This is a genomic window from Clavibacter michiganensis, from assembly GCF_021216655.1.
GTDB lineage: Bacteria > Actinomycetota > Actinomycetes > Actinomycetales > Microbacteriaceae > Clavibacter > Clavibacter michiganensis.
Window position 1 is genome coordinate 2,078,850 of record NZ_CP080437.1, and the last position, 20,600, is coordinate 2,099,449.

Annotated in this window: 22 protein-coding genes; 6 read left to right on the forward strand and 16 right to left on the reverse strand. The window is 73.9% G+C overall.

Features of this window, described 5'->3' with window-relative positions:
- The first annotated feature begins 26 nt into the window (after positions 1–26).
- The 6 genes from kdpC to radA are packed head-to-tail and all read left to right on the forward strand — an operon-like array spanning position 27 to position 6,552.
- On the forward strand, positions 27–635 hold the full coding sequence (gene kdpC / locus K0V08_RS09730) for a potassium-transporting ATPase subunit KdpC (RefSeq protein ID WP_079534077.1): 609 nt from the start codon (positions 27–29) through the stop codon (positions 633–635).
- A gap of 31 nt (positions 636–666) precedes the next feature.
- Positions 667–3,213, forward strand: coding sequence for a DUF4118 domain-containing protein (locus tag K0V08_RS09735; RefSeq protein ID WP_079534075.1), 2,547 nt, complete (start codon positions 667–669; stop codon positions 3,211–3,213).
- Positions 3,210–3,914, forward strand: a complete 705-nt coding sequence (locus K0V08_RS09740) for a response regulator (protein WP_079534073.1) — start codon at positions 3,210–3,212, stop codon at positions 3,912–3,914. The genes K0V08_RS09735 and K0V08_RS09740 overlap by 4 nt, the downstream gene beginning before the upstream one ends.
- Positions 3,915–3,970: 56 nt before the next feature.
- The gene (locus tag K0V08_RS09745; protein ID WP_231689070.1) at positions 3,971–4,747 is read left to right on the forward strand and encodes an SGNH/GDSL hydrolase family protein; all 777 of its coding nucleotides are present in this window, start codon (positions 3,971–3,973) and stop codon (positions 4,745–4,747) included.
- 41 nt (positions 4,748–4,788) lie between these two features.
- Positions 4,789–5,148, forward strand: coding sequence for a hypothetical protein (locus K0V08_RS09750; protein WP_079534069.1), 360 nt, complete (start codon positions 4,789–4,791; stop codon positions 5,146–5,148).
- A gap of 42 nt (positions 5,149–5,190) precedes the next feature.
- Positions 5,191–6,552 carry a DNA repair protein RadA gene (gene radA, locus K0V08_RS09755; protein ID WP_079534067.1) on the forward strand — a complete coding sequence of 454 codons (1,362 nt, stop codon included), beginning with the start codon at positions 5,191–5,193 and terminating at the stop codon, positions 6,550–6,552.
- A 48-nt stretch (positions 6,553–6,600) separates the two neighbouring features.
- Here the strand turns inward: radA and K0V08_RS09760 are convergent, their stop codons facing one another.
- The 16 genes from K0V08_RS09760 to K0V08_RS09835 all read right to left on the reverse strand — a co-directional run bounded on the left by K0V08_RS09760 (position 6,601) and on the right by K0V08_RS09835 (position 20,590).
- A complete protein-coding gene (locus tag K0V08_RS09760) occupies positions 6,601–6,915 on the reverse strand; it encodes an ArsR/SmtB family transcription factor (RefSeq protein WP_079534065.1) in 315 nt (104 codons plus the stop codon).
- Positions 6,916–7,026: 111 nt separating this feature from the next.
- Positions 7,027–7,185, reverse strand: a complete 159-nt coding sequence (locus tag K0V08_RS09765) for a hypothetical protein (RefSeq protein ID WP_012039450.1) — start codon at positions 7,183–7,185, stop codon at positions 7,027–7,029.
- Between the two features lie 117 nt (positions 7,186–7,302).
- The gene (locus K0V08_RS09770) at positions 7,303–7,968 is read right to left on the reverse strand and encodes a hypothetical protein (RefSeq protein WP_079534295.1); all 666 of its coding nucleotides are present in this window, start codon (positions 7,966–7,968) and stop codon (positions 7,303–7,305) included.
- A gap of 78 nt (positions 7,969–8,046) precedes the next feature.
- Positions 8,047–8,589 carry an amino-acid N-acetyltransferase gene (locus K0V08_RS09775; protein WP_012039452.1) on the reverse strand — a complete coding sequence of 181 codons (543 nt, stop codon included), beginning with the start codon at positions 8,587–8,589 and terminating at the stop codon, positions 8,047–8,049.
- Between the two features lie 51 nt (positions 8,590–8,640).
- Positions 8,641–8,901, reverse strand: a complete 261-nt coding sequence (locus K0V08_RS09780; RefSeq protein WP_079534063.1) for a hypothetical protein — start codon at positions 8,899–8,901, stop codon at positions 8,641–8,643.
- Between the two features lies 1 nt (position 8,902).
- Positions 8,903–10,579, reverse strand: a complete 1,677-nt coding sequence (locus K0V08_RS09785) for a sensor histidine kinase (RefSeq protein WP_079534061.1) — start codon at positions 10,577–10,579, stop codon at positions 8,903–8,905.
- Positions 10,576–11,349 (reverse strand): response regulator transcription factor, encoded by a 774-nt coding sequence (locus tag K0V08_RS09790; protein WP_012039455.1) that lies wholly within the window; start codon positions 11,347–11,349, stop codon positions 10,576–10,578. The genes K0V08_RS09785 and K0V08_RS09790 overlap by 4 nt, the downstream gene beginning before the upstream one ends.
- Before the next feature lie 70 nt (positions 11,350–11,419).
- Entirely contained in the window at positions 11,420–12,193 is a 774-nt protein-coding gene (locus K0V08_RS09795; RefSeq protein ID WP_231689071.1) for a tetratricopeptide repeat protein, read from the reverse strand.
- Between the two features lie 127 nt (positions 12,194–12,320).
- Positions 12,321–13,349, reverse strand: a complete 1,029-nt coding sequence (locus tag K0V08_RS09800) for a TerC family protein (RefSeq protein WP_079534057.1) — start codon at positions 13,347–13,349, stop codon at positions 12,321–12,323.
- Between the two features lie 184 nt (positions 13,350–13,533).
- Positions 13,534–14,472 (reverse strand): TolB-like translocation protein, encoded by a 939-nt coding sequence (locus K0V08_RS09805; RefSeq protein ID WP_079534056.1) that lies wholly within the window; start codon positions 14,470–14,472, stop codon positions 13,534–13,536.
- Positions 14,469–15,542, reverse strand: a complete 1,074-nt coding sequence (locus tag K0V08_RS09810) for a sugar phosphate isomerase/epimerase family protein (RefSeq protein ID WP_079534054.1) — start codon at positions 15,540–15,542, stop codon at positions 14,469–14,471. Before K0V08_RS09810 ends, K0V08_RS09805 begins: the two co-directional genes overlap by 4 nt.
- A 122-nt stretch (positions 15,543–15,664) precedes the next feature.
- The gene (locus K0V08_RS09815) at positions 15,665–16,447 is read right to left on the reverse strand and encodes an ABC transporter permease (protein WP_012039460.1); all 783 of its coding nucleotides are present in this window, start codon (positions 16,445–16,447) and stop codon (positions 15,665–15,667) included.
- Entirely contained in the window at positions 16,444–17,400 is a 957-nt protein-coding gene (locus K0V08_RS09820; RefSeq protein WP_079534052.1) for an ABC transporter ATP-binding protein, read from the reverse strand. The genes K0V08_RS09815 and K0V08_RS09820 overlap by 4 nt, the downstream gene beginning before the upstream one ends.
- The gene (locus K0V08_RS09825; RefSeq protein ID WP_079534050.1) at positions 17,393–18,361 is read right to left on the reverse strand and encodes a SagB/ThcOx family dehydrogenase; all 969 of its coding nucleotides are present in this window, start codon (positions 18,359–18,361) and stop codon (positions 17,393–17,395) included. Before K0V08_RS09825 ends, K0V08_RS09820 begins: the two co-directional genes overlap by 8 nt.
- Positions 18,362–18,419: 58 nt before the next feature.
- Entirely contained in the window at positions 18,420–19,682 is a 1,263-nt protein-coding gene (locus K0V08_RS09830) for a YcaO-like family protein (RefSeq protein WP_079534293.1), read from the reverse strand.
- Complete coding sequence (locus tag K0V08_RS09835; RefSeq protein WP_079534048.1) at positions 19,679–20,590, reverse strand: TOMM precursor leader peptide-binding protein; 912 nt, start codon at positions 20,588–20,590, stop codon at positions 19,679–19,681. The genes K0V08_RS09830 and K0V08_RS09835 overlap by 4 nt, the downstream gene beginning before the upstream one ends.
- Between the last annotated feature and the right edge of the window lie 10 nt (positions 20,591–20,600).

Sequence of the window (20,600 nt, forward strand, 5' to 3'; positions counted from 1 at the left end):
CTCACGTCACCGATAGAAGGAAGCGCATGTCCTCCCCCCGCCAGTCCCTCCGCACCGCCGGCGTCGCCGTCCGCGCGATGGCCGTCCTCACCGTCGTCCTCGGCGTCGGCTACACGGCCGTCGTCACGGGCATCGGCCAGCTCGCGCTCCCCGCGCAGGCGGACGGCTCGCTCGTCTCCGTCGACGGCCAGGTCGTCGGATCCCGCCTGATCGGCCAGTCCTTCCAGGACTCCGACGGCGACGCCCTCCCGGAGTGGTTCCAGTCCCGGCCGTCGGCCGCGGGCGACGGCTACGACGCGTCCGCGTCCAGCGGCTCGAACCTCGGACCCGAGAACGACGACCTGGTGTCCTCCATCGAGGACCGGAAGGCCGCCATCGCCGAGTCCGACGGCGTGGATCCGAGCACCATCCCGGCCGATGCGCTCACCGCATCCGCGTCGGGGCTCGATCCGCACATCAGCCCGGAATACGCTCGGGAGCAGGTGGCCCGCGTGGCCGACGCCCGGGGCATCCCCGAGCAGGAGGTCGCGCGCCTCGTCGACCAGCACGTGCAGGGACGCGACCTCGGCTACCTCGGGGAGCCGACCGTGAACGTGCTCGAGCTGAACATCGCGCTCGCCGGCCTCGGCGGCTGACGCCCGCACCACGCGGGCAGGGAGAGAAGACATGAAGCGCGGTCGACTGCGGGTGCTGCTGGGAGCGGCGCCGGGCGTGGGCAAGACCTACGCGATGCTCGAGGAGGGCAAGCGGCTGCGCGACGAGGGCGCCGACGTGGTGGTCGCGGTCGTGGAGACCCACGGCCGCGCCGCCACGGCGGCGATGCTCGAGGGGCTGGAGATCCTGCCCCGGCGCGAGGTGTCGCACCGCGGGGTGGAGATCACCGACCTCGACGTGGACGCGGTCATCGCCCGCCGGCCGACCATCGCGCTGGTGGACGAGCTCGCCCACACGAACGCCCCGGGCGGCCGATCCGAGAAGCGCTGGCAGGACGTGGACCTCATCCGCGACGCCGGCATCGACGTGATCTCCACCGTCAACATCCAGCACATCGCGTCGCTCAACGACGTGGTCGAGAAGATCACCGGCGTGCCGCAGCGCGAGACGATCCCCGACCGCGTGCTCCGCGAGGCGCACCAGATCGAGGTCATCGACCTGGCGCCCGAGGCCCTGCGCGACCGGCTCGCCGGCGGGCGCGTGTACCCGGCCGAGCGGATCGACGCGGCCCTCTCCCACTACTTCCGCCTCGGCAACCTCACCGCCCTCCGCGAGCTCGCGCTCCTGTGGCTGGCGGACGAGGTCGACACCGCGCTCGCCGCCTACCGCGACGAGAAGGGGATCGACGCCAGGTGGGAGGCCCGCGAGCGCGTGGTCGTCGCGCTCACCGGCGGACCCGAGGGCGAGACGCTCCTACGGCGCGGCGCCCGGATCGCGGCCCGCTCCGCCGGCGGCGAGCTGATGGCCGTGCACGTCTCCAGCCAGGACGGCCTCCGCTCCGGCAGCCCCGAGGCGCTCGCCAGCCAGCGCGCGCTCGTCGACTCGCTCGGCGGCAGCTACCACCAGGTCGTCGGCGACGACATCCCGCGCGCGCTCGTCGAGTTCGCGCGCGCGTCCAACGCCACGCAGCTCGTGCTCGGCGTCAGCCGCCGCAGCCGCCTCGCCGCCGCCGCGACCGGTCCCGGCATCGGCGCCACGGTGATCCGCGAGTCCGGCGACATCGACGTGCACATCGTGACGCACGCGGCCGCGGGCGGGCGCTTCCGGCTGCCGCGCATCCGGGGCGGCGCGCTCAGCATGCGGCGCCGGATCCTCGGCGGGCTGCTCGCGCTCGGCGGCGGCCCGCTGCTCACCTGGCTGCTCTCGGCCACGCGCTCCGACGACTCGATCACGAGCGACGTGCTCTCGTACCAGCTGCTCGTGGTGCTCGTCGCGCTCGTCGGCGGGATCTGGCCGGCCCTGTTCGCCGCCGTGCTCTCCGGATTCACGCTCGACTACTTCTTCATCGACCCGCTCTACACGATCACCGTCGACGAGCCGCTGCACCTGCTCGCGCTCGTGCTCTACGTGGTCATCGCGCTGCTCGTCAGCTGGATCGTCGACCAGGCCGCCCGCCGCACCCGCCTCGCCCGCCGCGCGGTCGCCGAGGCCGAGCTGCTGGCCACCGTCTCCGGATCCGTGCTCCGCGGCGAGGGCGCCGTGCACGCGCTCGTGAGCCGCACCCGCGAGGCGTTCGGCCTGCAGGGCGTGAAGCTCGTGGACCGCGACGAGACGATCGCGTGGGATGGCGTCGTCACCGGCGGGGCCTCGACCGACGTGCCCGTGGGATCCCGCGGCGTGCTCACCCTCTACGGCGACGACCTCGAGGCGTCCGGCCGGCGGCTCCTCCGGGTCATCGCCGCGCAGCTCGACGCCGCGCTCGAGCACCGCGACCTCTCCGACACCGCCCGCGAGGTCGGTCCGCTCGCGCAGACCGACCGCGTGCGCACGGCCCTGCTCTCCGCCGTCAGCCACGACCTCCGCCGGCCGCTCAGCGCCGCGACCGCCGCCGTCACCGCGCTCCGCTCCCCCGGCATGACGTGGGCCGACGGCGACCGCGAGGAGCTGCTCGCGACCGCTGAGGAGAGCCTCGGCACGCTCGCCGACCTCGTCACCGACCTCCTCGACGTCAGCCGCGTGCAGGCCGGCGTGCTCGGCGTGCGGCTCATGGACGTCGACCTCGACGACGTCGTGCTCGCCGCCCTCGACGAGCTGGACCTCGGCCCCGCCGACGCCGTGCTGGATCTCGCGCCCGACCTGCCCGGCGCGGTCGCGGATCCGGGCCTCCTCCAGCGCGTGGTCGTCAACCTGCTGAGCAACGCCGTGCGGCACGCGCCCGACGGCGTGCCCGTGCGGCTCAGCACGAGCGCGTTCGCCGACTCCGTGGAGATCCGCGTCGTGGACCACGGCCCCGGCGTCGCGCCCGAGCGCCGCGACGACATGTTCGTGCCGTTCCAGCGCCTCGGCGACACCGACAACGCGTCCGGCCTCGGCCTCGGCCTCGCGCTCTCGAAGGGCTTCACCGAGGGGATGGGCGGCACGCTCACCGCCGAGGACACCCCGGGCGGCGGCCTCACGATGGTGGTCGCGCTGCCGGCGAGCAGGGCGGACGCGGAGCCGGTAGCGGAGCCGCCAGCTCCCGCTGACCTCCCCTCGTCCGCCTCGGAGGTGTCCGCGTGAAGATCCTCATCGCCGACGACGACCAGCAGATCCTGCGGGCCCTGCGCATCACCCTCACGAGCCTCGGCTACGACATCGTCACGGCGGAGGACGGCGCCGCCGCCGTCCGAGCGGCCGTCGCCGAGAAGCCCGACCTCTACATGATCGACCTCGGCATGCCCCGGCTCGACGGCGTCGAGGTGATCCAGGCGCTCCGGCTGTGGTCGACCGCGCCGATCCTCGTCGTCTCGGGTCGCTCCGGCGCCGCCGACAAGGTCGAGGCGCTCGACGCGGGCGCCGACGACTACGTGACCAAGCCGTTCTCCATCGACGAGCTGCTCGCCCGGATCCGCGCCCTGGGCCGCCGCGCCGCCGCCGACGAGGACCGCTCCGCGACCGTGTCGTTCGCCGACGTGACGGTCGACCTCGCCGCCCGCGTCGTCACCCGCGCCGACCAGCGCGTGCGCCTCACCCCCACCGAGTGGCAGGTGCTCGAGCTGCTCGTGCGGAACCCCGACCGGCTCGTCTCGCGCCAGACCCTCCTCACCGAGATCTGGGGGCCGACCCACCTGAACGACAGCGGCTACCTCCGCCTCTACGTGGCGCAGCTGCGCAAGAAGCTCGAGCCGGATCCCACCCACCCGCGGCACCTGCTCACGGATCCCGGGATGGGGTACCGGTTCGTGCCGGCGGGGGCGGGGCGCGCGCCGGAGGCCGACTAGCGCACGGCATCGCGGCGGCCAGCCGGCATCCGGATCCACGCGCGTATGCTCCCGTGGTGCCCCAGAGATCCACCCGCTCCGCCCGTGCCACCGCCGTCATCGCGTCCGCCACCGCCGCGCTCGGCGGACTCGCCGCCGCCGCCCTCGTGGTGCCGCGCCGGTTCGAGGCCGGTCGCCGCGAGCGCGCCGTGGTCCTCAACGAGACGCTCCCCGTGAACTCCGCCTGGTGGCGCGAGCACGCGAAGCTCGAGGGCGACCTCCTCTACGTCGCGCTCGGCGACTCGACCGCGCAGGGCATCGGCGCCAGCCGCCCCGGCAACGGCTACGTCGGGATCCTCGCCGACCGGATCCGCGCCCTCAGCGGCCGCTCGGTCCGCACCGTCAACCTCAGCGTCTCGGGCGCCCGCGCCACCGACCTGGTCGAGCACCAGCTCCCGCGCCTCGCGAAGCTGCAGCCCGACGTCGTGACCCTCGCGATCGGTGCCAACGACATCCCGGCGTTCGAGCCGGTCGCGTTCGAGCACGACCTCGGCCGGATCCTCGACGCCGTCCCGCCGACCACCGTCGTCGCCGACCTGCCGTGCTTCCACTTCCCCGCGAGCGAGCGCAAGGTGCGGGTCGCGAACGAGATCGTCCGCCGCCTCGCCACCGACCGCGGCCTCCGCATCGCCCCGCTGCACCGCATCACCCGCCGCCAGACGGCCGTGCTCGCCCTCACCCAGGCCGCGGGCGACCTCTTCCACCCGAACGACCGCGGCTACCGCGTCTGGGCGAGCGCGTTCCTGCCATTCCTCCCGGCGACGGTGCGCGCGCTGGAGGTGTCGGGGCGCTGACGCGCTCGCGTCGCCCCCGACCCCGTCCGTAGGGTGGATCCATGGCCGACGACACCCCCGAAGCCCGCCCGACCGGCACCCTCTGGATGGTGGTCGGGCTCGTCTCGGGGGCCCTACTCGTCACCTCGTCTCTCGTCTCGCCGTGGATCTCCGCAGCCGCCTTCGCACTGTCCGTCTTCATGTACGTGCACGTCCGCGGACGCGACCGGGCACTCGCGCCGCCGCCGACCGGCACGCTCTGGTTCGTGGTCACGCTGATCGTCGGCGCCCTGCTCGTGACGGGCGCCTTCGAGTTGCCGTGGGTCGGCGTGGTCGCCCTCGCGAGCGCCGTGCTCCTCTACATCCGGGCGATGATCCGCCTCACGGCGCGGCCAGCGCCGGACCCGGATACCGGCGGCTGACCCCGCCCGCCCATGTCGGTGCCCGCCGGTAGAGTCCCCCGCATGGCCCGCACCCACTCCACGTACCGCTGCTCGGAGTGCGGGTGGACGACCCCGAAGTGGGTCGGCCGGTGCGCCGAGTGCCAGAGCTGGAACACCGTCGCCGAGGTGTCGCAGACGCCCGCCGCGGCCGGCCGGGTCACCACGCTCACGCCCGCGGGATCCAGCCAGGCGCGCTCGATCATGCACGTCGGCACCGCGTCCGCCAGCCACATGCCGAGCGGCGTCGGCGAGCTCGACCGCGTGCTCGGCGGCGGCATCGTGCCCGGCGCCGCCATCCTCATGAGCGGCGAGCCCGGCGTCGGCAAGTCCACGCTGCTGCTCGAGGTCGCGGCCCGCGCCGCCGCGAAGGGCGCGAAGGTCCTCTACGTCACGGCCGAGGAGTCCGTCGCGCAGGTGCGCATGCGCGCGGAGCGCACGGGCGGGCTGCAGGAGTCGCTCATGATCGCGGCCGAGACCGACCTCGGCACGATCCTCGGCCACATCGAGCAGGTGGCGCCCGACCTCCTCATCGTCGACTCCGTGCAGACCGTCTCCAGCAGCACGTCCGACGGCCTGCCCGGCCACCCCGGCCAGGTGCGCGAGGTCGCGGTCACGCTCATCCGCGTCTGCAAGGAGCGCGACCTGCCGCTCCTGCTCGTCGGCCACGTCACGAAGGACGGATCCATCGCCGGCCCGCGGCTCCTCGAGCACCTGGTCGACGTCGTGTGCCAGTTCGAGGGCGACCGGCAGACGTCGCTGCGCTTCATCCGGGCGCTCAAGAACCGCTTCGGCCCCACCGACGAGGTCGGCTGCTTCGAGATGGCGGGCGACGGCATCGTCGAGGTCCCGGATCCGAGCGGCATGTTCCTCTCGCGCGGCGTCCACTCGGTCAGCGGCACGTGCGTCACCGTCGCGATGGAGGGTCGCCGCGCCCTGCCCGTGGAGGTGCAGGCGCTCGTCGTCGACACGAAGGCCCCGCAGCCGCGCCGGGTCGTCAACGGGGTCGACGCATCCCGCGTCGCGATGCTGCTCGCGGTGCTGGAGAAGCGGGCCAACGTGCGGCTCTCGGATCGCGACGTCTACGTCTCCACGGTCGGCGGCGTGCGCCTCACCGAGCCCGCGGCGGATCTCGCCATCGCCGTCGCGCTCGTCTCCGCCGTCAACGGCAAGGCCATGCCGCACGATCTCGCGGCGTTCGGCGAGATCAGCCTCGCAGGCGAGATCCGCGGCGTCACGTCGGCGCCGCAGCGCGCGGCGGAGGCCCGGCGGCTCGGCTTCACGCAGATCGTCGACGCCGAGTGGGGGCCGCTGTTCTCCGCGCTCGGCCGCGCGTTCTCCCTGGCGAAGAGCGAGCGGGAGAAGGAGCTCGACGAGGCGTTCTGATCCGCGGGCCGCGACCCGAGCCGGGCGGCGGCGGCGGCGAGGTGCGCGTCAGCCCGCGTCGACGGATCCGACCACGTGCTCGCGCACGTGCGCCACGGCGTCGTCCACCACATGCGTCACGTGCGTGTCCGCCACCTCGTAGCGGGCGATGCGCCCGTCGCGCTCCACGGTCACGAGACCCGCCGACCGCAGCACGCGCAGGTGCTGCGACACGAGCGGCTGCGAGAGGCCCGACTCGGCGACCAGCTCCGTCACGCTCATCCGACGCGACGCGAGCAGCCCGATGAGGCCGAGGCGCGACGGCGAGGACAGCGCCTTGAAGAGGTCGGCGGCCTGCTCGAAGCCGGGGGGTGGGTAGGTCACCTGGACGATCCTATGGGGACGGGAGCGGACGCCCGGGCGGGAGACGACGACGGGGACCGGGCCTCATGGCCCGGTCCCCGTGTCGATCCTCGCGCGTCGTCGCGCGTCGGATCAGTGCTCGTCGTAGTGGTCGCCGTGCTCGGCGTGCTTGTGGCCGTCGTGGACGTAGTCCACGTGGTCCTCGTGCGTGACGGTCTCGTGACCGCAGTCGGTGCCGTGCTGGTGCTCGGCGACGGTGTGCTCGGCGTGGGTCTCGGTGGTGTCGGTCATGATGCGTCCTTCAGTCGGTGGAGCACCAGGATGACAGACGCATGCATGGATTGCAATGGATGCATCCAATTGGGAATCGTGCTCATGTGCGCACATGGGCGCCGGCCGCTGCGCGCGTCAGTAGAGCAGGAAGGACTTGGGCTCGGCGCTCTTCACGCCGGCCACCTCGACCGAGAGCGTGTAGGTCGCGCCGCCCGCGGGCACGGCCGGGCGCTCCTTCTCCTGGCACGTGGTGGTGGACGACCGCTGACGCGACCACTCGAACGGCGACGACGTCTGCGGCGTGCGTGCGGCGAGCTCGACCTCGGCGTCCTCCGCGCCCGTCTGGCAGTCGGTCGACTTCCAGTAGACGTCGGATCCGCTCGAGATCGTGAACACCTGCGTGGTCGTCCCGAGGTTCGCGGTGCAGGGCTCCATGCCGGTGTTCGTCACGGTGAAGGAGAGCTTCGGCAGCACGCCGGCCTTGTAGGACGCGGCGTCGGTGACGGGGGTGACGGTCAGCTGGCCCGCGGCGCAGGATCCGTCGGCGTTCGTCTCCGTGCCGTCGCTCGCGCTCGGACTGGGGTCGGGGGCAGGCTCGGCGGCGGCGTCACCCGAGTCGCCGGCGGCGGCGTCCGCGCTGGGCGTCGCGCCGGGAGCGGCGGTCTCGGCCGTACCGCGGCCGAGGTTGGAGACGATGATCACCACGACGGCGATCACGGCCACCACGACGAGCAGCGCGAGCAGGCGGCGACGGCGGTACACGGCCGCGGACGGGCGGTCTCCGGGCGAGGTCGAGGACATGACCACAGGCTATTCGCGGGCCAGGCCGGGGCCCGGTCGGCGCGCCCGGGCGCGCGGCCCCGCGTACGGTGGATCCGGTCAGAGCGCCTTGAGCATGCGCGTGTTGCCGAGGGTGTTCGGCTTCACGCGGGAGAGGTCGAGGAACTCGGCGATGCCCTCGTCGTGCGAGCGGAGCATCTCGTAGTAGATCTCCTGCGCGATGATCGACTCCGCGACCTCGTGATAGCCGTGACGCGAGAAGAAGCCGACCTCGAAGGTCAGGCAGAACAGGCGGCTGAGGCCGAGCTCGCGGGCGTCGTCCTCGAGGCGCTCGAGGAGCGCGTGGCCGACGCCGGTGCCGCGCGTGTGCGGGGCAGCCGCGAGGGTGCGGATCTCGCCGAGGTCCTCCCACATCACGTGCAGCGCGCCGCAGCCGACGACCTCGCCGGACGCGTCGACCGCGACCCGGAACTCCTGCACGTTCTCGTAGAGCACCACGAGGTCCTTGCCGAGGAGGATGCCCTCCATCACGAGCGGCTCGACGAGCTGCTGGATCCGCGGCACGTCGCCGGTGCGCGCGCGTCGCACGCGGATGCCGGCTGCGGGCTCCACGGACTCGGCGGTGACTGGCTCTGCGCTCACGGTGATGACCCTCTCGATCCGCGGCACGGGCGCCCGGATCAGGGGTCCAGCCTAGCGACGGGCGGATCCCGCGTCCGGGGCGGGCGGCTCGGCGCCGGCGCCCGGCGCGGGCGATGCGAGCCGCGCGATCATCCGCGGCGCGATCCACACGATCGCCACCACCCCCACCACCGCGCGCAGCCCGGCGAACACGAGCACCCACCAGCCGACCCCGTCGCCGCCGACGAGCAGCGCGACCCCGATGACGACGAGCGCCACGTCCGCGACGAACGGCACGCGCAGCCAGAACATGAGGCGGCGGACGGGATCCATGTCAGCTGCCGCCGACCGGCCCCGGACGATCCGCGACGGGTGCGCCCGACGGCGGCGCCCAGCGATCGGACGCGGATCCCGCGGGCGCGCCCGACTCGGAGCGCGCATCCACCGCACGCCGCGCCACCGGCAGCCGCACCCCGAAGACCGTGCGCCCCGGCTCCGACTCCACCCACACCGCGCCGTGGTGCGCCGACACGATGGCCTGCGCGATCGCGAGGCCGAGGCCCGTGCCGCCGGTGGAGCGCGCCCGGGATCCGTCGCCGCGCACGAAGCGCTCGAACAGCGAGGCCTGCAGCTCAGGCGGGATGCCGGGGCCGTCGTCGGTCACACGGATGACGGCATGGGCATCCGACCCCGCGCCCTCCACCGCGAGCGACGCGACCACGCGCGTGCCGGCCGGGGTGTGCGTGCGGGCGTTCGCGAGCAGGTTGACGACCACCTGGCGGAGCCGCGCGTCGTCGCCGGGGACGCTCACGGAGTCGTCCGGCAGGTCGAGGTCCCAGTCATGATCCGGACCCGCCGCGCTCGCGTCGCCGACCGTGTCGAGGAGGATGCGCGTGAGGTCGACCGGATCCGACTCCAGCTCGCGCCCCTCGTCGAGGCGCGCGAGGAGCAGGAGGTCCTCGACGATCGTGGTCATGCGCACCGACTCCGACTCGATGCGCGACAGCGAGTGCGTCACGTCCTCGGGCAGCTGGTGGGGACCCCGGCGGGTGAGCTCGGCGTATCCGCGGATGGAGGCGAGCGGGGTGCGCAGCTCGTGGCTCGCGTCCGACACGAAGCGCCGCACCTTCGCCTCGCTCGCCTGCCGCGACGACAGCGCCGCGGCGACGTGCCCGAGCAGGCCGTTGAGCGCGGCGCCCACGCGGCCGACCTCGGTGCGCTCGTCGGTGTCGGATGCGGGCACGCGGGCCTCGAGCGCGACGTCGCCGCGATCCAGCTCGAGCGCGGCCACGTGCGTGGCCGTGTCGACGACCCGGTCGAGCGGACGCAGCGCGCGCCGCACGATGACGGCGCCCAGCACCGCGGCGAGCGCCAGGGTGAGGGCGGCGACCACGGAGATCACGACGATGAGCTGCTCGACCACGTCGTCGGCGGGCTTCATCGGCAGGCCGGTGACGAGGGTCGCGCCGGTGGCCGCGGTGTCACCGACGAGCCGATAGCGGCCGAGCGCGCCGCCGAGGTCGACCGTGCGGGGGATCCCGTCGGTGGGCACGCTCTGCAGCTGCTGGCTCTGCACCTGCGTCAGCTCCACCGCGCCCGCGCCGCCCGGCTCGCCCTCTGCCGCATCGCGGTCGGCGATGTAGCCGCCCGAGACCACGCCGTCGACGATGGTCGCGCTGATCGTGCCGACCTGCTGCCCGAACGCGCCGAGCCCGCCGGGAGGGGCGCCGGGGAAGCTGCCGTACTGATCCGCGTCCCGGTCGATGAGGTTCGAGGAGCGCGCCGCGGTGGCCTGCAGCTGCTGGTCGACCTCCTGCACGAGCGACGCCCGCAGCGCGAGGATGCTCACCGTGCCGATGAGGATGCTCGCGAGCGCCAGCAGCCCCACCACGCTGAGCACGAGGCGGCGCCGCAGGGTCATGCCGCGCGCGGCGGCGGTGAGCCGGGCCCGCAGCGGTGTGGCGCGCAGCGGCGTCGTGTCCGGCGACGTGGCGGCCTTCGGCTGGGTCACTCCGCGGCCTTGAGCATGTAGCCGCTCCCGCGCACCGTGTGGATCATCGGGTTCCGCCCGGCGTCGATCTTGCGCCGCAGGTAGGAGATGTAGATCTCGACCACGCTCGACTTGCCGCCGAAGTCGTAGCTCCACACCCGGTCGAGGATCTGCAGCTTGCTCAGCACGCGGCGCGGGTTGCGCATGAGGTAGCGCAGCAGCTCGAACTCGGTGGCGGTGAGCTCGATCGGGTCGCCGGCGCGGGCGACCTCGTGGCTGTCCTCGTCGAGCGTGAGGTCGCCGACGCGGATCACCGGATCGACGCTGTCGCTCACCACAAGGGTCGAGCGGCGGATGAGGCCGCGCAGCCGGGCGACGACCTCCTCCAGGCTGAACGGCTTCGTCACGTAGTCGTCGCCACCCGCGGTGAGGCCGGCGAGGCGGTCGTCGAGCGAGTCCTTCGCGGTGAGGAAGAGCACGGGGATGTCCTCGGCGTCGGCGCGCAGCCGCGACAGCACCTGGAGGCCGTCGAGGTCGGGCAGCATGATGTCGAGCACCACGGCGTCGGGCTTGAACTCGCGCGCGGCGGCGAGCGCCTGGTGCCCGTTCTCGGCCGTGCGGATCTGCCAGCCCTCGTAGCGCAGCGCCATCTGGAGCAGGTCGGTGAGGGACGCCTCGTCGTCGACGACGAGCACCCGGATGGGCGACCCGTCGGCGCGCGTGAGGCGGGGCTGCGGGGCGGCGGCGGGCTGGAAGCCGGAGGGCGGGGTGGTGGTCACGGGATCCATCATGCGGATGTTCCTATGAAGCGACCATGAAGCGGCCATGGGCCGGCTTCGACGGACAGCGCGAGGGTGGACCTCAGAACGGGAAGGGATCGCCGCTCCGCACGCCCTCGCTGACGAGCGCCACCACGACGAGGCCGAGCAGGATCGCGCCGCTGATCCACGGGAGCACGTCGACGTCGACAGGAGCGGTGTCCGGTTCGCGCGTGCGCCGGACCAGCTCCTCTGTCCGCATCGTGTAGGCGCGCGCGAGGCAGACGAGCGCCGTCGTCGCGAGCGTGGCGGTGCCCGTCCAGCGGGCGAGCGCCGTGACCGGCTGACCGCACAGCGCGGCCACCCACACGAGCAGGGCGCCCAGGGCGAAGACGATCCCGATGACCCACCACGCGAGGTCTGCCGCGACATCCGCCACCTCGTAGGCGAAGGAGGACGGGGTGCTCGCGTAGCGCGCCGCCTTCCTCTCGCGCTTCGTCATGCGCGCCGGGTCGGCGAAGTCGGTGCGGTGCCGCTCGATCGCGGGCATCAGCGCGGTCGCCTCGGCGGGCAGCTCGGCGTCGGGCGGCAGCTCGAGGAAGCCGGCGATCTCGTGGTCCGCGATCCCCGAGTGCGCGATCATGCGCGCGAGCCGGTCGCGCTCGACCTCCGTCGTCCAGCCGGGGACGGCGATCCCCCACCGACCGGCCTGGTCGGGCGCGATGAGCTCGCGGTACATCTCCGCGAGCGCGAGTCGGGCGTCGCCGTCGCGGGGGTCCTCGCGCAGGTGATCCTTGAGGAGGGCGAGCGCCGCGGCCCGGTCATGCTCGTCCCAGAGCAGGCGGGCGCGGGTCGGGGCGTCGGGATCGTCGGGCACCGGGTGATGCTGCCAGGTCGGCGCGCGCAGCGAGCGGGCAGCGCACCGGCAGCGCATGGGCGTCCGCGGACGACGACGGGCCCGGCGCGTGGTGCGCCGGGCCCGGGTCGTGCGGAGGTGCGAGGAGCTAGTGCTTGTCCTCCGTCGCGCGCGTGACGGTCTCGCCGTCCACGCTCGCGCGGTCCTTCTTCTGCTTGTCGCCGCGGGTCTTCGCGAGGCTCGCGACGGTGGCGACCGTGATGGTCGCGCCGATGAAGAGGAGCGAGAACCAGATCGGGATCTCAGGCGCCCACAGCATCGGCTCGCCGCCGTTGATAAAGGGCAGCTCGTTGACGTGCATCGCGTGCAGCACCAGCTTGAGGCCGATGAACGCGAGGATCACCGCGAGGCCCTGCGACAGGTACACGAGGCGCTCGAGCAGGCCGCCGATGAGGAAGTACAGCTGGCGCAGCCCCATCAGCGCGAAGGCGTTCGCGGTGAACACGATGTAGGCCTCGTTCGTGAGGCCGTAGATGGCGGGGATCGAGTCGAGCGCGAACACCAGGTCGACGAAGCCGATGGCGATGACGCAGAGCAGCAGCGGGGTGACGAAGCGCTTGCCGTCGATCTTCGTGGTGAAGCGGTCGCCGACGAAGTCGTCGTGGACGGGGAGGATCCGGCGGGCGATGCGCACGAACATGTTGTCCGCCGCGTTGCCGCCGTGGTCGCCCTTCAGCTGCTGGTACGCGAGCACGAAAAGCAGCGCGCCGAAGATGTAGAAGACCCAGGAGAAGTTCTCGATGAGCGCGGCGCCCAGGGCGATGAAGCCGGCGCGCATGATCAGCGCGATGACGATGCCGATCATCAGCACCTTCTGCTGGTACTTCCGCGGCACGGCGAACCCGGTCATGATCAGGAGGAACACGAACAGGTTGTCGATCGACAGGGCCTTCTCGGTGAGGTAGCCGGCGAAGTACTCGCCGCCGTAGCCCCAGCCGCTGGTGAAGCCGATGCCGACGCCGAAGATCAGGGCGAGGCCGATGTAGAAGGCCGACCAGCGGGCGGACTCTCCGATGGTGGGCTCGTGCGGCTTGCGCACGTGGGTGAAGAACTCGTAGACGAAGAACGCGATGGTGACCGCGATCGTGATGAGCCAGGTGGTCGTGGTGATGTTCACGGGGGTCTCCGGTGATGAGGCCGACGGGAATCGGAACGGCTAGGTGGCGCGCGGACGCATCCATGATCCCACGCGGGATCTCCTCACACCGGGGAAATGCCTGCGCCTACGCTCCGCGGATCGTGCGTGCCGCGGGCCGCCTGCGCGCGGAGTCGCAGGGCCGCCCGGCCGCCTGCCGGCCGGGTCAAGTCAGGCTCGGCGCCTCGAACGGGTAGGCGACGTAGGCGAAGCGGCGCGAGTCGGGCGCCCAGCTCGTGACGTTGATGGTGCCCTGGCCGCCGGGGAAGGCGGCGAGGTCGCGCGTGCGGTGGCTCTGCCGGTCGATGACGCGGAGGATCACGTCGTGGTCGGCGGGGTGCCCGAGCGTGCCGGGCGGGAAGCTCAGGTAGACGATGTGCTCGCCGTCGGGCGACGGGTGCGGGAACCAGTTGACGCGCTCGTCGGAGGTGAACTGGTGCGTGTCGGTGCCGTCGGTGCGCATCGTGAACAGCTGCGCGTGGCCCGGCAGGTCGGATCCCCGCTCGGAGTTGAAGTAGAGCCAGCCGCCGTCGGGCGAGAACTCGGCGCCGTCGTCCGGGAAGCCGTCGTCGGTGAGCTGCGTGGTAGGGCCGCCGTCGACGGGCACGAGGTGGATGTTCGTGGTCCACTCGCCGCGCGCGTCGAGCTGGCCGCCGATGACGCTGAGCATCGAGCCGTCGGGCGAGACGCCGTGCAGGTAGTTCTTGAAGCCGAGCGCCGGATCCCGGTCGGCCGTGATCCGCCGCCCCTGGCCGCCCGCGCCGTCGTTCCAGAGCACGTCGTAGAGGTGGCCGTCGCGGCCGGAGACGTAGACGTGCGCGCCGTCAGGCGACATGACGTGGTCGTTGTTGATCGGCGGGACGCCGCCGAGGTCGACCGCCTGGAAGTCGACCGCGGGCTCGGGCAGGTCGGGATCCGGCTCCTCCGGGTCGGGCGCCGACAGCCGCCAGAGCCCGCCCTCCGCGTTGACGACGAGCCAGCGGCCGTCGGGCGTCCAGTTCGGGGCCTCGATGTGCAGCACGGCCGACTCGGCGACCATGCGCTCGGCCCCCGTCTCCACGTCCATGACGAGGAGGCGGGCCAGCTGGCCGTCGCGCAGCGTCACGCGGTGGATCCGGCGGTGCCGGTGGATCCGTCGGCGGACGTCGCGGCGGGCGCGTCGTCCCGGTTGTTCGCGAACGAAGAGTCGAAGAGGCTGTCGGGCGTCGGCCAGAGGAGGGAGCGCACCCGCGCGAGGGCGTCGGGTGCTCCGTGCAGGCGGTCCATCCCCGCATCCTCCCACTCGACGGAGACGGGACCGTCGTAGCCGATGCTGCGCAGGGCCCGGAAGGCGCGCTCGAACGGGACGTCGCCGTGGCCGACCGAGACGAAGTCCCAGCCCCGGCGCGGGTTGCCCCACGGGAGGTGGGATCCGAGCCGGCCACCGCGACCGTCGGACGTGACGCGCGTGTCCTTGGCGTGCACGTGGTAGATCCGGTCGGCGAAGTCGAGGAGGAAGCCCACCGGGTCGATGCCCTGCCACATCATGTGGCTCGGATCCCAGTTGAGGCCGAAGCCGGGGCGGTGCCCGATGGCCTCGAGCGTGCGGCGCGTGGTCCAGTAGTCGTAGGCGATCTCGCTCGGGTGCACCTCGAGCGCGTACCGCACGCCCTCGTCGTCGAACACGTCGATGATCGGGTTCCAGCGGTCGGCGAAGTCCTGGTAGCCGGCGTCGATGACCGACTCGGGCACGGGCGGGAACATCGCGACGTAGGGCCAGATGCGGGATCCGGTGAAGCCCGTCACGCGCGTGACCCCGAGGGCGGCGGCCGCCTTCGCGGTGAGCTTCAGCTCCTCCGCCGCGCGCTGGCGCACGCCCTCCGCCTGGCCGTCGCCCCAGACCTTGGAGCGCAGGATCGCCTGGTGCCGGAAGTCGATCGGGTCGTCGCACACGGCCTGGCCGGTGAGGTGCTGTGAGAGCGCGTGCACCTGGAGGCCGTGGCGCTCGAGGATCTCGAGGCGGCCGCGGAGGTACGCCGGATCCTCGGCCGCGCGCCACACGTCGAGGTGCTCGGCGGAGCACGCGATCTCGAGGGCGTCGAAGCCCCAGCCGCTCGCGAGCCGGGCGACCTCCTCCAGCGGCAGGTCGGCCCACTGGCCGGTGAAGAGCGCTACGGGGGTGGTGATCTGGGGCATGGTTCCCTCTCGTCGACGGTGACGGTGCGGTGCGTGGCGTGCGGTGCGTGCGGTGGCGCGGCCCCGTGACGGGGCGCGGGATCCACGCTACACACCGGGCCGCGCCCGCTCACGGGTGGCCGTCAGCGGAAGTTCGCCGACTGCGTGCGCTGGTAGCCCGCGAGGGTGATGCCGCCGAGCAGCACCGCCCACGCCGCGAGGAGGATCAGCGGGATCCCCATGACCGCCGTGTCCTGCCGGGCCGCCGCGCTCGTCAGCGTGCTCCACGCGCCGGTCGGCAGCAGCACCGTGAGCGACTCCCAGGGTGTGCCGCTCGTGTCGCCGCCCGTGAACAGGCCGCCCGCGAACGACAGGGGCAGGTACACGAGGTTGGCCAGGCCGAGCGCGCCGCGGGCGGGGAACCAGTAGCCCATCGCGAGGCCGAGCAGCGCCATCGGCACGGCGCCGGCCAGGACGGCGAGCGCCACGGATCCGAGCGTCGCCGCGTCCACCCGGACGCCGCCCGCGAGGATCCCGACCGCGACCACCGGGATCACGAACACGACGCCGAAGACGCACGCGACCGTGAGCTTCGCCGCCAGCCGGATCCACGCGGGCACCGGCGCCGTGAACAGCCACCGCTCCCACGGCGACTCCCGGGCCGATGCGACGCCGACGCCGAACTGGAACGTCACCGTGCCGAGCACCGAGAACAGCACGTAGCCGAGCAGGACGCTGAGCCGCGCGCTCGGCGGGCCGCCCTGCGGCAGACCGACGACCGCGTAGATGAGCACGGGGTAGGCGAGGAGCGGCAGCACGAAGGCCGGCATGCGCGCGTTCTGCGCGAGCTCGCTGACGACGTGGGCGCGGTAGACGGCGAACCGGCGGGCTGCGGTGGGGCGGACCGGCATCGGCGCGGCGGTCATCGGGCGCACCCCGCGTGATCCTCGGTGCGCGACGCATCGGCGGGGATCGCGTCCGCGCCGCCCGCCAGCACGCGCTCCACGATCTCGCCGAGCCCGGGCTCGACGACCGTGAGGCGGGGCTGCGGCACGGCGGCGAGCACCAGCCCGGCGACGACGTCGGAGCGGTCGGTGTCGATGACCCACCGGATCCGCTCGAGGCCGCGCGGTTCCTCCCCCGCCTCGGGCACCGCGCCGGACGACCGCAGGCGACGCGCCTCGGCGACGGTCGCGTCGAAGCCGACCCGACGGACGCCGGCCAGACCGCGGAAGTCGGCGGCGGTCCAGTGGCCGACGACGCGCCCATGGTCGAGGCAGACGACCGTGTCGGCGAGCGCCGCGACCTCCTCCATGTCGTGCGAGGCGAGGAGCACGGTGCGCCCGGAGTCGCGGACCGCGGCGATGGCGTCGCGCACGGCGGCCCGGCCCGGGATGTCGAGCGCCGCGGAGGGCTCGTCGAGCACCACGACGGGCGTCCCCGCGCCGACCACGCACGCGAGCGCGACGCGCCGCCGCTCTCCGCCGCTGAGGCCGCCGGTCTGGCGCGACGCGAGGCGGTCGAGGTCGAAGCGGTCGATCGCGGCGGCTGGGGTGAGCGCGGCCGCATGCGGCACGAGGGCGAGCGCCAGCACCTCGCGCACCGTGAGGTACTCGGGGAAGGCGAGCGCCTGCGGCATGACCGCGACGAGCGCCGCCGTGGGACCGCCGCGGCGCACGTCGTGGCCGAGCACGCGCGCCCGGCCCGCATCCGGGCGCCGGGTGGCGGTGAGCACGTCGATGGCGGTGGTCTTGCCGGATCCGTTCGGCCCGAGCAGCGCGTGCACGAGCCCCGGCGCGAGGGAGAAGGACGCGGCGTCGAGCGCGCGCGTCCGGCCGAAGGCGCGGGTGATCCCCTCGAGCTCGATCGCGTCAGTCATGGGATGCCTCCTCCTCGGCGAAGCGCCGCGCGCCCGGCTCCGCGCCGCCGAACGAGATCGCGTACAGGGACGACTGCGTCACCCCGTCGAGCCCGAGCACCGCGTCGAGCTCGTGGTCGACGAAGCCCACCCAGCCCAGCACCGGCAGCCCCAGCGCGGTCGCGACCAGGAGCGCGTTCTGCCCCACGTGCCCGGCCTCCAGCAGGGTGAGCCGGTAGCCCCGGAGCCCGTACTTGCAGCGCGAGCGCTCGAAGCTGCCCGTGATGACGACGGTGACCGCCGCCGTCTCCGGGATCGGCGCCATGAGCGACGGCGCCGCGCGGCGGAACCGCGCGAGCCGCCCGTCGCGGTCGAGCCCGGACACGTCGACGAGCGTCTCCTCGAGCGGGTCGAGCTGGTGGATCCCCGGCTCGAGCCCCACGACCGACCGCGCGACCACGTGCAGGTCGAGCGGGTACAGCCCGCCGCCCGAGGGCACGAATCGCCCGGGCGTGCCGTCGCCGCGCGGCCCGTAGGCGAGGCGCAGCACGGTGGCGAGCTCGGCCAGCTCGACCGGCCGCCCGAGCGTGCGCGGCTCGGCCGACCGGCGCGCGGCCAGCGTCGCGCCCAGCTCGTGCCGGAGCGGGAGCGCGCGCGGGAGGGGCAGGGCCGGGAGCAGCCGCGGCGCGGAGGTGGCCCCGCCCGGACCGGCGTCCGTGACGCCCTGCGCCTCCTGCGCCATCTGGTGCGCGTACCGCACGTCGGTCCAGCCGGGGTGGGTGATCCGCGTGATCTTCGACGCCTCGTGGAAGTCCTCCGCGGGGTCGCCCGCATGCCGGTCGACGGCGCCCCCGACGCTGAAGATCGGCCCCACGCTCCCGAGGGAGCGCCCGGACGCGAGGGTGGCGGGATCCGCCCTCGCGGACGGACCCGTCGCGGCCTCCGCGCGCTCGGGGGTGGCGTCGGTCTCGATGGTGCTCATGGGATCCTCCTGGTGCGACGGGCGGTGGGACGGCGGCGGGGACGGGCGGTGCCGCCCGTCACGGGAACGGGTGCGGGACGTGGACGAGGTCGGCCGGCCCGTCGATCGCGGGCCCGTCGCGCCACCGCCGGTAGAGGCGCGGGTGCCCGAGGAACCGCGCGGCGTGCACCACGTCGAGCGCCACGAGGTCGGGGCTCAGCGCGCGCACCACGTGGAAGCCGGCCGCGCGCACCTCGGGCGCCGTGATGTCCGCGAGCAGCACCTCGATGCCCTCGCGGTCGAGCCCGGCGACGACCTCCGCCCAGCTGTCCGGGCCCCCGATGGCCGCGACCCGTTCGTCCGAGCCGTCGAGCGCGGCCGTGAGCGGGCGCGCGGACGGGCGGCAGTGCAGCCGGATGTGGTCCTCGAACTCGACCACGTCCTCGGGGTCGATGGTCGGCTCCGCGAGAAGCCGCAGGCACCAGTTGTGCGTGTGCAGCGCCTCGCGGACCGCGTTGAGGATCGCCCGGTCGAGCCGGAAGTCGGCCGCGCAGCCCACCGCGACGCCGATGCGATCGCTGCGCATGACCGCGAGCAGCACGGGCACGTCGGCTGCCGCGTCCAGCACGCGCACCGTGAACGACGCGCCGAACCGGCCGCACAGCTCCTCCAGGCGCTCGAGCTCCCGGAGCGTCGCGTCGGTGAGCCGGGAGCTGCCGCGCCAGTCGAAGGCCGGGGGCGTGGATCCGCGGAGCCACGAGCGCTGGAACGCGTCGCGCTCGATGAGCTCCAGCACGGCGCGGCCCGCGGCGAACCCGAAGTGCGGCCCGGCCGCGACGCCGGACGAGGTGGCCGGCTCCACGTGCGGCTCCCGGTGCCCGTCCGCGCGGTGCGGGTCGTCGAACACCACCATCTGCGCGGGCACGTGCACCGCGTCGCCCCGGTGCAGCGACCGCGCCGGCATCCAGGTGAGGAGGTCGCCCGCCTGGGCGCGCTCGTAGTGGAAGGCCGGATCCTCGCGCTGCGTCGGGTGGAAGCGCTGGAAGGCGTCCGGCCCCACCTGGCGGGCGTCGGCGCCGAGGGGCGCGCGGAACCCGCCGGGCGCTCCCGCGAGCGACATGCGCTCCACCGCCTCGCCGATGCAGGAGCGGCGCGCCTCCATCCGGGATCCGCCCGGCCCCATGCTGAAGCGCTCGGACTCCGTGCCGGTGAGGAACCCGGTGTCCGCGGAGCGGCCCGAGTAGAGGGCGTCGGGGATGGCGTCGGGCGTGAAGGCCATGGGATGCGCGTGCTCCACGAGCCCCGTGTACGGGCTGACGACGCCCGCCCCGCCGCGGCTCATGCCCGCCACGGCGAGGCCACGCCGGCGTAGGGGCGGGGGCCGCACGTGCCGCACCTGGCCACGCGGAACACGGCGTGCGCCTCCGCCTCCATGACCTTGGGCTCGATGACGAGCACGGTGCTGGCCACGAGCCAGTCGTGCGCGTGGATCCACCGGGCGGCGAAGCGCGCGGCGAACCCGGCCGTGATGGCGTCCAGGCTCGGGTCGCGCGGCACGACGGCGACCGCGTCGGCCGCCGCGGCGTGATCCGCGGCGAACGGCGTGGTCGACGCCCAGCGCAGCGCGACGCACTCCAGGCACGGCCCCTCGCCGGGCACGACCACCGGCCCGACGAGCTGGAAGCGGCCGTCGAACGGGTGCACGGGGAGCCACGGGCGCCCCGCGGCGTGCATGCGCGCGCCGACCTCGCGGAGGACCGGTCGCGAGCCGACCGCGATGACCAGGTCGGCGTCGTGCTCGTCGCCGAGCTCGGCCGAGGGGAGGGCCTCCGCGAGGCCCGTGAGCAGCGACGGGATCATGTCGCCCACGAGCGCGATCCGCGCGGGCGACGCGGCGTCGCGCACGGGACCGAGCCCGGTGCGGTCGCCGCCGTTGCGCCGCGCCTCGTCGAGGACGTGCGCGAGCTCGTCCGGGACGGATCCCGCGGAGCCGGTCGGCGACCCGACCACGACGTCGCGCAGCACGAGCTCGTCGACCAGGTCCGCCACGGCGGGGGCGTGCGCGGCGAAGGCCCGGTCGAGGTCCGCACGGGTGAAGGGACGGGAGAGGAGGCGCGACACCGCGGAGACGGCGTCGCCCGAGGGCAGCTTCAGGGAGACCAGCTCACGACCGCCGAGGAGGTGGAGGGTGTCCTCCACCTCCCCGACGGCGTAGCGGGGACTCACCGAGTACGTGGTCGACGAATCCATGCGCGGGCGA